The sequence below is a fragment of the Kitasatospora terrestris genome (assembly GCF_039542905.1).
Lineage (GTDB): Bacteria > Actinomycetota > Actinomycetes > Streptomycetales > Streptomycetaceae > Kitasatospora > Kitasatospora terrestris.
This window is the reverse complement of the sequence record NZ_BAABIS010000001.1, coordinates 4,239,021-4,251,321: the sequence shown is the minus strand read 5'-3', so window position 1 is coordinate 4,251,321 and position 12,301 is coordinate 4,239,021. Positions and strand designations below refer to the sequence as shown.

Here is a 12,301-nt window from a genome sequence, read left to right as displayed (position 1 = left end):
TCCGGTCCAGCCGTGCCGTCGTGCGGTCCCGCCGTGCCGCCGCTCGGTGCGGCGCGGTGCCGCTGTCACATCGTTGGGGATGGCGCGGTCCGGATCAAGAGGCCGGACCGGCCGTTCGGGCCGGCGCGGTGGTGCGGGACGCGCCGCACCGGCCCTGCCGCGGGTCAGCTCCTGACCTGGATCTCGGCGACCTTGCCGCGGTAGCCGCCCTCGGAGTCGGTGGGGACGCCGGTGAGCCAGATCAGCAGGTACCGGGTGGAGACCGGGGCGGAGGGCTTGAGGGTCACCGCGGCGCCGGAGCCGGTGGCGACGGCGGGGCCGAAGCTGCGGAAGCCGGCGTCGTCGGCGGTGGGCGCCGCGGTGGTGCCGGCGGGGGCGGCGCGCAGTTCGACCTTGTGGTCGCCGATGAACTGGAGGTCGACCGAGTCGACCGGCCGCTCGCTGCCCAGGTCGACCAGCAGGCCGGTGCCGGGCCGGTAGCCGGCGCCGAACGGGTCGATGTAGCTCTGGGTGCTCCAGGCGGTGGTCGGGTTGCCGTCGGTGGCGAGCGGGAGCTCGGAGACGTGCTCGGCCTTGGTCTCGCCGTAGGCGTTGAACGGGGCGAGGGAGGCGATGGCGAGCTTGGCGCCGACCGGCCCGGGCAGCGGGCTGTGCGAGGCGGTCGGGCCGGTGGTGACGTGGTCGCCGGTCGAGGCGTCGGTGTGGTTCAGACGGTCGACCAGCTGCCAGGAGCCGACCGCGATGGCGGCCAGGGCGAGGACCGAGGCGGTCCACTTGCCGGCGGTCCGCAGACCGCGGCGGCGCCGCGGGGACGGCACCGGCAGGGTCGGCTCGACGACGGGCGGCAGCACCTGGGTGGGCCGGCCGGCCGCGTACCGGGGCGGGGCGGTGGCGGGCAGCGGACGCAGCGCGGGCGGGGCGGGCGGCTCGGGCTGGCGGATCTTCGGCATCAGGGCGATCGCCTTGGCCAGCTGCCCGGGGGTGGTGATGGGCTCCTTGTGGCCGGGCGGGTTGTCGCACAGGATCCGGGCGGTCAGCTCGGAGAGGCCCTTGTGGACGCCGGCCTTGACCTGGTCCGGCGGGACGCAGCCGAGGTCCTTGGGCAGGCCCTTGAGGTCGTAGCGGTCCTCGGGGAAGGGCCACCGGTGGGTGAGCGCGGCGTACAGCAGGGCGCCGATCGCCCGGACGTCGGTGCGTTCGGCGTCGTCGGCGGACAGGCCGCGCAGGGCGGCGTCGACCGCGATGCCGTTGATCCGGTACTGGCCGCTCTCGGTGCGCAGCACGCACTTGGGGGTGAGCCGCAGGTGCGCCTGGCCGCGCTGGTGGGCGGCGGTGATCGCGTCGGTGACCTGGCGGACCATCTGGTACGCGTCGTGGGGCTCCATCGGGCCGCCGGCGAGGAGGCCGGCGAGGTCCTGGGCGCCGGGCAGCCACTCGCGGATGACGTAGACCAGGTCGCCCTCCTGGACGGCGTCGAGGACCTGGACGAAGCGGGGGTCGTTCAGCAGCGCGGCGGAGCGGGCGGCGGTCAGGACGGCCTTGGCCCGGCGGTGCCCGGCGGCCAGCAGGTGGATGCCGACGGCGCGGCGGAGCTTCTCGTCGACGGCGCGCCAGCTGCTGAAGGACTCGGACTGCGAGATGCACTCCTCCAGCCGGTAGCGGCCGGAGATCACGTCGCCGCTGTGCCGCAGCGGCGCGGGACGCACCACGGGGAGGGTGTGGGTGTCGGCGTCCAGCGTCTCGGTGCTGACGGCCGGGGTACGGTCCTGCTCCGGGCCGGCGGTGCGCCCGGCCTTCGCCGCGGTCGCGGCCTTGGCCTTGGCCTTCCGGCCGGCGGCGCCGGCGGCGAGTTCGGCGGCGATCTCCGCGGCGGACAGCGGGGCGGTGGACTCCTCCTCCGCGGGCTCCTCCTCCGCCGGCTCCTCCTCCGCCGGCTCCTCCTCTGCCGGCTCGCCCGCGGCGTCGTCCCGGCTGTCGTCGGCCGGCCGGTCGTCCGCTCCGGCACCGGCTTCGGCGTCCGGTCCGTCGCCGGTCGCGTCGGCCGGGTCGGTGCCCGGCCCGTCGGCGGGTGCGGCGACGTCGTCCGCCTCGCGGCCGAGGTCGTCCGACGGTTCGTCGACCGCCATGGCCGGCGCCGCCTCGTCCGCCGCCGACGTGTCGACGACCGCCTTGGTGCCATCAGCCACCGTGGTCCAGCCTCCCCTTGGATCGCCCCGAAGTGTGCCAGGTCAATTGTGCCCACTTCTCGTCCCCTGGTACGACCGATGAGGGGGCCGGGTGGTTGCGTGATCACGCACATTCGGGGGATCCGGGCGAACGGTTGACGTCCGGTCAGCGTCCGAGGCGCCGGCGGACCATCGAGGTGAGGGCGCCGAGCTCCTCGATCCGCATCCGGCGGGCCAGCAGGAGGAAGACGCCGAGCTGGGCGCCGCCCGCGACCAGCAGGGTGAGGACGCTGCCCGACCAGCCGTCGAGCAGGTTCCACAGCAGCAGTTCGACGACCACGCCGACCGCGGCGGCGGGCAGCGAGGCGATGGCCAGGCGGACGTAGGTCTTGGCGATCCGGGCGGTGTCCAGTCCGCCGATCCTGACCTTCAGCTTGGGGACGGCGACGGCCACGCCGACCGCGTAGGAGAGTCCGTAGCCCAGGGCCATTCCGGTGACGGCCCACTGCGGGGGGAGCACCAGCCAGCACAGCACCGCGGTGCCGGCCTGGCTGGCGGCGACCCAGACGGTGTTGGAGAACGGGGTCCGGGTGTCCTCGTAGGCGTAGAAGCCGCGCAGCAGCACGTACTGGACGGAGTACGGGATCAGGCCGAGGGCGAAGGCGGAGAGCATGAAGCCGACCGCGGTGGTGCCGTGGGCGACCGCGCCGCCGTTGCCGAGGCCGTAGATGGCCGAGCCGATCACCGGGCCGAGCGCGAGGAACAGGAAGGCGGCCGGGACGATCGCCACCGCGGAGGTGCGCAGCCCGTACGACAGGTCGTCACGGACGGCGCCGGAGTCGTGGTCGGCGGCGGCGCGGGAGAGCCGGGGCAGGACGGCGCTCATCACCGAGACGGTGATCACCGCCATCGGCAGCTGCCAGATCAGCAGGGCGTTGGAGTAGGCGGCGAGGCCGACGCCCAGGTAGCCCTTGTCCTCGGCGGCCTGGCCGGAGGCGGTGGCGAGCTGGGTGACCACCAGGTACCCGGCCTGGTTGGCGAGGACGAACAGGAAGGTCCACTTGGCCAGCCGGGCGGCCTTGCCGAGGCCGTGGCCGCGCCAGTCGAAGCGCGGCCGGAAGCGGAACCCGGAGGCGCGCAGGTACGGGATCATCGACAGGGCCTGGACGGCGAGGCCGAGCAGGGTGCCGATGCCGAGCAGCCGGACGCCCTCGGGGGTGACGGTCGCCGGGGTGACCTGGCTGGTCTCGAAGGTGCCGTAGACGGCGATGTACATCGCGAAGGTGAAGATCACCACGATGTTGTTGAGGACCGGCGTCCACATCATCGCGCCGAACCGGCCGCGGGCGTTGAGGATCTGGCCCATCACCACGTGCACGCCCATGAAGAAGATGGTGGGCAGGCAGTAGCGGGCGAGGGCGACCGTGGTGTCGGCGCTGGCCTGGTCGCGCATCAGCGAGTGCGAGATCAGCTGGACCAGCACCGGCGCGGCCAGCACCGAGACGAAGACCACGCCGGCCAGGCCCGTCATCACCAGGGTGAGCAGCCGGTTGGCGTAGGCGGTGCCGCCGTCCTCGTCGCTCTTCATGGCGCGCACCAGCTGCGGCACGAAGACCGCGTTCAGCGCGCCGCCGCCGATCAGGATGTAGAGCAGGGTGGGCAGCGTGTTGGCGGCGTTGTACGAGTCGCCCATGGTGCCGACGCCGATCGCGGCGGCGATCACCATGGTGCGCAGGAAGCCGGTGCCGCGGGAGACCAGGGTGCCGGCGGCCATCACGGCGCTGGAGTTGAGCAGGCCCGCGACCCGGCCGCCGCCACCGCCGCCGGTGGGCTCGGCGGGCGGCCGCGGGGTGCCGTCGTCGGTGGCGTTGGCCTCGGCCACCGCGGCGGTGGCCTGGATCAACGCCTCCTCCTCGGACAGCGGCGGGTCGAACTCGATCGGCGGGACGTACGGGTGGCCGTCGGCGGGCGGCTCGGCCCCGGTCCCGGATCCGTCCTCGGCTCCGGCGGCCGGGCCGGGAGCGGTGGCCGGACCGCCGCTGAGCAGGGTGTCGACGCCGACGTACTCGACCGGCTCCTCGGGCACCGACCAGCGGGCGTCGGGATGCTCCGCGGGGTGCTCCGGCGCGGTCGCCGGGGCCGGGGCGGCGGGCTCGGCGGGAGAGGTGGCGCCGGCCCAGCGGGCGGCGGGGGCGGTCAGGTGGAGCGTGGCGTCCGGGGCTCGGTCCGCCTGGCCCGGGACCGCGGCGGCGGGCTCCTCCGTGACGTCGGTGACGGCGGCGGCCCTGCCGTACGGGTCGGGCCCGGTGCTGTCCTCGAACACCTCGTCGGCGTACGGGTCGCGGGCGTAGGTGTCGGCCACGTACCAGTCGTCCTGAGCCGGTCGCTCACTCCGCTCGTTCATGCCACCAATCCAGGGCTAGAAGGTGGGGCGCCCGGGCTGGGGCAGCCTCAGTGATCCACCTTCTCATCACCGGCGACCCGATCGGGGTCAACCGACGCCTGCGGGTCGGCGGCCGGTCCGTCGCCGTCCTCCGCGGCCGGGGCGTCCGCCGGGCGCTCGGGGTCCTCGTCCGCCTCGCCGTTCGCGGCGCGCTTGCGGCGCTGCAGGGTGAACCGCAGGCCGGCCAGCACCATCAGCACCAGGCCGCCGCCGATCACGTACCAGACGCCGCTGGACACCGAGGTGACCTCGACGGTGAAGGTGACCGGGGCGCCGTACTTCTGCGCGTCGGGGCCGGTGGTCCACAGCTGGGCGGTCACCTGGACCGGACCGTTGACCTGGGCCTCGGCGGGGAAGCGGAAGGTGCGGCTGGTCATGGCGTCGAGCACCACGGGCTGCTTGTCGCCGACGTTGAGGCGGTTGAGCTGGCTGGAGGTGAGCCGCAGCTCCAGGTTGCCGACCGCCTGGGTGAGGTCGTTCTTCACACTGACCAGCAGGGTCGCGTTGTCACCTGGGAGCGTGACGGTTGCCTTGCTCGGCACCTTGACCGCGGCCCTCAGCCCGTCCAGGTAGTTGTGCACGCCGACCCGGTACTGCGAGCCGGCCTTCGGCTGGTCGCGCCACTGGGTGGACATCGAGCGGACCATCGCCGCGCTGAACGGGCCGCGCACCCGCTGCGGCTGGGTGAGGATCACCATCAGCTGGTCCAGGCCGTCCTGGACGGCCATGGTGTCGGCCAGCTCGCCGGCGGACAGCTCGGAGCCGGCCAGCTCGCGCGAGTAGCCGTCCGGCACGGCGGTGTTGGCCGACGGGTCGGCGGCGGCGGTGGCGACCGTCTCCAGGTTCACGGGGGCGATCCAGCCGCCGCTCCTGGCGCCCAGCACGGCGTCGTGCAGGGCGGTGGCGGTGCCGGTGGTCAGCGAGCGCGGCGGCAGCACCAGCAGGGTGCGCTGGTGCTCCGGCTCCTGCCCGGTGATCATCATGGTCTCGGCGAGGAAGCGCTGCACCGCGCCGGTGCGGGCGGTGTCGGTGGCCAGGTCTCCCTGGAACAGCGCGGAGACGGTCGGGTCGGCGACCACCGCGGTCTGCCCGTTGCCGACCGGACGGGCGGCGGAGGGGGTGTAGGTGAGGTCCCGGGACTCGGGCATGCTGTCGCCGTTCACCAGCAGCAGCTGCCCGCCGGCGGTGCCGGCGGTGGCCGCGGTCGCCTTGTCCAGCCAGCCCTGGTACGGCCAGGCCACGTTCGACTTCACGTCGACCGCGAGCCGGCCCTCGGCGGTGACCTGGCCGGCGGTCGACGCCTTGCGCAGCGCGGTGTCCATGCCGTTCAGCCCGGCGCCGTTGTGCGCGATCGAGGCCAGGTCGGGGTCGGCGTAGGGCAGCGAGACGACCTGGTCGCCGGCCTTGGCGACGGCGGTGCGGAGCTTGGCCAGCCACGCGGTGGCGGCGTCCTTGCCGGTGCCGGGGACGGTGTTGTCCTCACGCGCGGACTCGCCGCCGGTGCCCGGCTTCTGCACCCGGTAGGGCTTGGTCATCGCGTACACGGTGTCCAGCAGGTCCGGGTCGATCACCCAGGTCAGGCCGGGCAGGTCGGCGCCGATGGTGACCAGCTGGTCCAGCCGGCCGCCGACGAGCTCGCCGACCAGGCTGTCGTCGCGCAGCACCGGCATCTGGTCGTTGTCGGGCATGGTCTGGGCGACCAGGTCCGGGCTGTGGGTGATCGGCCAGACCACCGAGAGCTGGGTCGGCTTGGCGGTGGAGCCGTTCTGGTGGGGCAGGAAGGTCCGGCCGATGCCGACCGAGTGGGCCTTCTGCCCGTCGGTGGTGCCGCGGACGTCCACCGCGAGCTCGTACACGCCCGCGGACTTGATCTCCAGGTCGGCCACCGCGACGGAGGGGAGCGTGAAGGTCGCGCTCCGGCCGGGTTCGAGGTCGCCGAGGTCCTGGGTCGGGTGCGGCAGGTCGGCGCCGTCCTGGGTGACCGGCGCGGTGCGGGTGGCGACCAGGTTGAGGTCGCTGCGGGTCTTCAGCGGGCGCGACTGGTACGGGGCGCGGACCGCGACCGACGGCGACTTCAGAGTGGACCGGCCGGAGTTGGTGATCTTCCCGGTGATGGTGACGCTGCCGCCGTCGGCGGTCCGCGGGGTGACCGAGGTGATCTCCACCTGGGCCGGGAAGTCGGGGGAGGCGGTGACCACCAGGTCGGGGAGGGCCAGCGCCGGGGTGGCGGCGGCCGTGATCAGCCCGCCCGCCAGCAGTGCGGCGGCGGCCCTGGCCGCCGTGCGCCGTCCGCGAAGCACGCGCCCCGCAACGCTCCGCCCGGTCCGCTCGTCCACGCGTCCTCGCCGTTCTCGATCGTGTTCGATCACTTCACGCACCGCCGCGGGTCGCCCGCGGCGCACACCGGGCCCCCGAGGGAGCGTCCCCCGGCATGGTAACGAGGTTGCCGGGCCCGCAGTGTTGCGGGCCCGGAGCTGACCGGGTGGCCCGGGTGGTGCGGCCGGGCACCCGCGGGGAGGGAAACACGAAAGCGGCGGGGGAGGCCGGGCACGTACCCTTGTGAGCCGTGTCCACTGCCAACGCGTCCAGCGCCAATCATTCCACCGCCGCCGGCCCGGCGGCCCTCCCGGGGCTGACCGAGGCGCAGACCCTCGGCCTCCAGGAGCTGCTGCGGGTCTCCCCGGTCGCCGACGAGATCGCGAGCCGCTTCCAGGCCGCGGGCCACCGCCTGGCGCTGGTCGGCGGCTCGGTCCGGGACGCCCTGCTGGGCCGGCTCGGCAACGACCTCGACTTCACCACCGACGCCCGGCCGGAGCAGGTCCTCAAGCTGGTCAAGGGCTGGGCGGACGCGGTCTGGGACGTGGGCATCGCCTTCGGCACCGTCGGCGCGCGCAAGGACACCGGCGACGGCTCCTTCCTGATCGAGATCACCACGTACCGCTGCGAGGCGTACGACCGCACCTCGCGCAAGCCCGAGGTGACCTACGGCGACACCATCGAGCAGGACCTGGTGCGCCGGGACTTCACCGTCAACGCGATGGCCGTCGACCTGCCGGGGCGCGGCTTCGTCGACCCGCACCGCGGCCTGGAGGACCTGGAGGCGCGGGTGCTGCGCACGCCCGCCACTCCGGAGGAGTCCTTCTCGGACGACCCGCTGCGGATGATGCGCGCCGCCCGCTTCGCCGCCCAGCTGGACTTCGACCCGGCGCCGGACGTGGTCGAGGCGATGACCGCGATGGCCGAGCGGATCACCATCGTCTCCGCCGAGCGGGTCCAGGCCGAGCTCAACAAGCTGCTGCTGGCCGCCCACCCGGTGAAGGGCCTGCGGCTGCTGGTGGACACCGGCCTCGCCGACCACGTGCTGCCCGAGCTGCCCGCGCTGAAGCTGGAGACCGACGAGCACCACCGGCACAAGGACGTCTACGAGCACTCGCTCACCGTCCTGGAGCAGGCGATCGCCCTGGAGACCGACGGGCCCGACCTGGTGCTGCGGCTGGCCGCGCTGCTCCACGACATCGGCAAGCCGCGGACCCGCCGCTTCGAGGCCGACGGCCGGGTCTCCTTCCACCACCACGAGGTGGTCGGCGCCAAGATGACCCGCAAGCGGATGCGCGACCTCAAGTACTCCAAGGAGATGGTCGAGGAGGTCTCCCGGCTGGTCGAGCTCCACCTGCGCTTCCACGGCTACGGCGGCGGCGAGTGGACCGACTCCGCGGTCCGCCGCTACGTGACCGACGCCGGCCCGCTGCTGGAGCGCCTGCACAGGCTGACCCGCTCCGACTGCACCACGCGTAACAAGAAGAAGGCGGCGGCGCTCGCCCGCACCTACGACTCGCTCGAGGACCGGATCGAGAAGCTCAAGGCGCAGGAGGAGCTCGACTCGATCCGCCCCGCGCTCGACGGCAACGAGATCATGGGGATCCTCGGCCTCAAGCCGGGCCCGCAGGTCGGCAAGGCCTACAAGCACCTGCTGGAACTCCGTCTGGAGCACGGCCCGATGGACCACGACGCGGCCGTCGCCGCCCTGCGGGAGTGGTGGGCGCAGCAGCAGTGAGCGAACGCCGCGGGCCCGCCGCGTCCCCGTGGGGGAGCGGCGGGCCCGGGCGGTGCCGCGGGGTTACTTGGTGAAGTGCAGGCAGAGGGTGTACTTCCGGGAGCCCCGCTCCTCGGTGTAGTAGCCGTCCGCGTCGGCGAACTTCTTGCAGGCCGTCTCGGCGTTGGCGGTGCCGTCGACCTTGCCGACGATCCGCGCCTCGGCCTTGGGGTCGCTGCAGGGCAGGACCACCACGTCCGGGTGGTCGTCGCCACTGTCGGACGCCGCGACGTGACGGTTGTGGACGCAGTCGCCGACGGCGGCGGAGCGCGGCGTGGTGGGCGCGTTGACGGCGGCGACGATGATCAGGACCAGCGCGATGATCGGGAGCAGGAAGCCGAGCGCGGCCGGGCGCTGGAGCAGCGGCTTGCCGGGGTTCATCGGCATGCCGGGGGCGCCCGGGGCGGGCTCCGGCAGCTTGTTGATCTTCGCGCGCTGCGGCAGGTTGATCAGCATGGTGATCGGGTTGATGATCGCCGAGCCGATGCCCCACCAGCCCTGGAGCAGGCTCTTGGCGGTCATGTCGCGGTGCGCGGCGATGCCGCAGGTGCGACAGAACGGGCCCTGGAGCTTCAGGAACTTCATGATCACGATCAGGCCCTGGTGGCCGCGGATCGTGGCGTCCACCGCCGGCATGCCGCCGCAGAAGCGGCAGGAGGGGCCGTACCCGGGCTGCGGCATCCCGCCGAAGCCGGGCGCCGGCTGGCCGAAGGCCTGGCCGGGCATCGCGCCGTAGGCCTGCTGCTGCGGGTCGGCCTGGCCGGGCACGCCGTACGCGAGCGGCGGCGGTGCCTGCGGCGGGGTCGCGCCGTAGCCGGGCTGCGGCGGGACCGGGGCGCCGGTGGCGTACGGGTTGGGCGCGGGCGGCGGGGTGGCGCCGTAGGGCGACTGGGGCGGCGTGGACATGAGACTTCCCCCGATTGAGGCGTTTGGTGAGGCGCAGATGCTATCGGTAGCCGAAGACGGCGCGGCACCAGGTTCCCTTCCCCGCGGCCTTCCGGCCGGTCAGCCCTGGTGACGCCTCACTTGCGGCGCGCCGAACGGAAGTAGAGCAGCGCCCCGAGCGCGTACACCCCGGCGACACCGAGGACGACCGCCGCGGAGCGCCCGTCGAGCGGCAGGACGACGGCGGTGACACCGGCCGCGGCCACGAAGGAGACGTTGAACAGCACGTCGTAGAGGGCGAAGACGCGGCCCCGGTACTCGTCCTCGACGGACTCCTGGACCAGGGTATCGGCGCAGATCTTGGTGCCCTGGGTGACCACCCCGAGCAGCAGCGCGGCGAGCATGGTCGGGACCTCGGCGAAGGCCAGTCCGAGCGCGGGGACGAAGAGCGCGGCGGAGGCCAGACAGGTCGTCATCCAGCCCGCCAGGCCGAGCCGTCGGGTGCACCAGGGGCTGATCACGGCGGCGAGGAAGAAGCCGACGGCCGAGCAGACGACGGCCCGGCCGAAGCTGGCGAGTCCGCCGTCGACGTCGGCGCCGCTGTTGAAGGTGTACCGCGAGAGCAGCAGCACCATGACGATCAGGACGCCGTAGCAGAACCGGGCGACGGTGACGGCGGCCAGCGCGTGCACCGCGGGCCGGCAGTCCCTGACCAGGTGGCGCACGCCGGCGAGCAGTCCGCGCCAGGCAGTGGCGAGCGCCTCGCGCAGCGCCGGCCGGTCGGGGTGGAGTTCCGGTCCCAGCAGCTCTCGGTCGATCCGCTGGGCGGCGAGCGCGGCGGAGAGGTAGAGCAGGGCGGCCACGGTGACCAGCAGGGCGTCGGTCCCCCGGCCGGTGGGCAGCACCTGGTGGACCAGGAAGCCGATGCCGGCGCCGCCGGCGGCCGCGACGGTGCCCAGGGTGGGGGAGACCGCGTTGGCGGTGACCAGTTCGACCGGGCGGACGACCAGGGGGAGGGCGGCGGAGAGACCCGCCAGGATGAACCGGTTGAGCGCGGTGACCAGCAGTGCGGCGGTGAGGAACAGCCACTCGGGTGTCTTGCCCAGCAGCAGGGCGGCGGTGGCCAGGCCCAGTCCGAACCGGGCCAGGTTGCCGAAGAGCAGCACCTGGCGGCGGCGCCAGCGGTCGAGCATCACGCCGGCGAACGGGCCGATCACCGAGAACGGCAGCAGCATCACGGCCAGGACGGCGGCGATGTCGGCGGGGGAGGACTGCTTCTCCGGGGAGAAGATCGCGAAGACCGCCAGCGAGACCTGGAAGACGCCGTCGGAGAGTTGGGAGAGCATCCGGACGGCCAGCAGCCGGCGGAAGTCCTGGCCGCGCAGCAGCGCGCGCAGGCCGGTCCCTTCAGGTGCCCGTTCGGTGATCACCCGCCAAGGGTGCCACGCCCGGTGCATGTTTCACGTGAAACATCGGCCAACGGACGGGGGCCCCGACCTGACGGTCGGGGCCCCGGTCACAACGAGAGCGTGAGGCTCAGCGCTCAGCGCTCGACCTCGCCGCGGATGAACTTCTCGACGTTCTCCTTGGCCTCGTCGTCGAAGTACTGCACCGGCGGGGACTTCATGAAGTACGAGGACGCCGACAGGATCGGGCCACCGATGCCGCGGTCCTTGGCGATCTTCGCGGCGCGCACGGCGTCGATGATGACACCGGCCGAGTTCGGGGAGTCCCAGACCTCGAGCTTGTACTCGAGGTTCAGCGGGACGTCGCCGAACGCGCGGCCCTCGAGGCGGACGTACGCCCACTTGCGGTCGTCGAGCCACGCGACGTAGTCGGACGGGCCGATGTGGACGTTCTTGGAGCCCAGCTCGCGGTCGCGGATCTGCGAGGTGACGGCCTGGGTCTTGGAGATCTTCTTGGACTCCAGGCGCTCGCGCTCGAGCATGTTCTTGAAGTCCATGTTGCCGCCGACGTTCAGCTGCATGGTGCGCTCGAGGATGACGCCGCGGTCCTCGAAGAGCTTCGCCATCACGCGGTGCGTGATGGTGGCGCCGACCTGGGACTTGATGTCGTCACCGACGATCGGCACGCCGGCCTCGGTGAACTTGTCCGCCCACTCCTTGGTGCCGGCGATGAACACCGGGAGGGCGTTCACGAAGGCGACCTTGGCGTCGATGGCGCACTGGGCGTAGAACTTGGCGGCGGCCTCGGAGCCCACCGGCAGGTAGCAGACCAGGACGTCGACCTGCTGGTCCTTCAGGACCTGGACGACGTCGACCGGGGCCTCGTCGGACTCCTCGATGGTCTCCAGGTAGTACTTGCCCAGGCCGTCGAGGGTGTGGCCGCGCTGCACGGTGACGCCGGTCGGCGGCACGTCGCAGATCTTGATGGTGTTGTTCTCGCTGTTGCCGATGGCGTCGGCCAGGTCGAAGCCGACCTTCTTGGCGTCGACGTCGAAGGCGGCGACGAACTCCACGTCGCTGACGTGGTAGTCGCCGAACTGCACGTGCATCAGGCCCGGGACCTTACCGGCCGGGTCGGCGTCCTTGTAGTACTCGACACCCTGCACCAGCGAGGCGGCGCAGTTGCCCACGCCGACGATGGCTACGCGAACCGAACCCATTCCGGTTGCTCCCTGAATCTCATGAGGTCCACCGTGGTGCGGTGGTTCCTCGTTCAACATCTGTTCTGACTGTCTGACGGGCGCGCGGA

Annotated in this window: 7 protein-coding genes; 1 reads left to right on the top strand and 6 read right to left on the bottom strand. The window is 73.0% G+C overall.

All coding sequences use genetic code 11. From position 1 onward, the window contains the following. Positions 1-164: 164 nt before the first annotated feature. The 3 genes from ABEB06_RS19645 to ABEB06_RS19635 all read right to left on the bottom strand — a co-directional run bounded on the left by ABEB06_RS19645 (position 165) and on the right by ABEB06_RS19635 (position 6,908). Positions 165-2,186, bottom strand: coding sequence for a protein kinase family protein (locus ABEB06_RS19645; RefSeq protein WP_345698172.1), 2,022 nt, complete (start codon positions 2,184-2,186; stop codon positions 165-167). Positions 2,187-2,331: 145 nt separating this feature from the next. Continuing rightward, positions 2,332-4,569: a murein biosynthesis integral membrane protein MurJ gene (murJ, locus tag ABEB06_RS19640; RefSeq protein WP_345698171.1), complete on the bottom strand. Its 2,238-nt coding sequence runs from the start codon at positions 4,567-4,569 to the stop codon at positions 2,332-2,334. Positions 4,570-4,616: 47 nt separating this feature from the next. Then, positions 4,617-6,908: a DUF6049 family protein gene (locus tag ABEB06_RS19635; RefSeq protein ID WP_345698170.1), complete on the bottom strand. Its 2,292-nt coding sequence runs from the start codon at positions 6,906-6,908 to the stop codon at positions 4,617-4,619. Between the two features lie 332 nt (positions 6,909-7,240). Here ABEB06_RS19635 and ABEB06_RS19630 point away from each other — a divergent pair, with 332 nt between their 5' ends. After that, positions 7,241-8,662 (top strand): CCA tRNA nucleotidyltransferase, encoded by a 1,422-nt coding sequence (locus ABEB06_RS19630; RefSeq protein ID WP_345701908.1) that lies wholly within the window; start codon positions 7,241-7,243, stop codon positions 8,660-8,662. Positions 8,663-8,725: 63 nt separating this feature from the next. Here the strand turns inward: ABEB06_RS19630 and ABEB06_RS19625 are convergent, their stop codons facing one another. The 3 genes from ABEB06_RS19625 to ABEB06_RS19615 form a co-directional block, all read right to left on the bottom strand. Further along, complete coding sequence (locus ABEB06_RS19625) at positions 8,726-9,607, bottom strand: LppU/SCO3897 family protein (protein WP_345698169.1); 882 nt, start codon at positions 9,605-9,607, stop codon at positions 8,726-8,728. 116 nt (positions 9,608-9,723) lie between these two features. After that, entirely contained in the window at positions 9,724-11,016 is a 1,293-nt protein-coding gene (locus ABEB06_RS19620; RefSeq protein WP_345698168.1) for an MFS transporter, read from the bottom strand. A 113-nt stretch (positions 11,017-11,129) separates the two neighbouring features. Next, a complete protein-coding gene (locus ABEB06_RS19615) occupies positions 11,130-12,212 on the bottom strand; it encodes an inositol-3-phosphate synthase (protein WP_345698167.1) in 1,083 nt (360 codons plus the stop codon). Positions 12,213-12,301 lie beyond the last annotated feature (89 nt).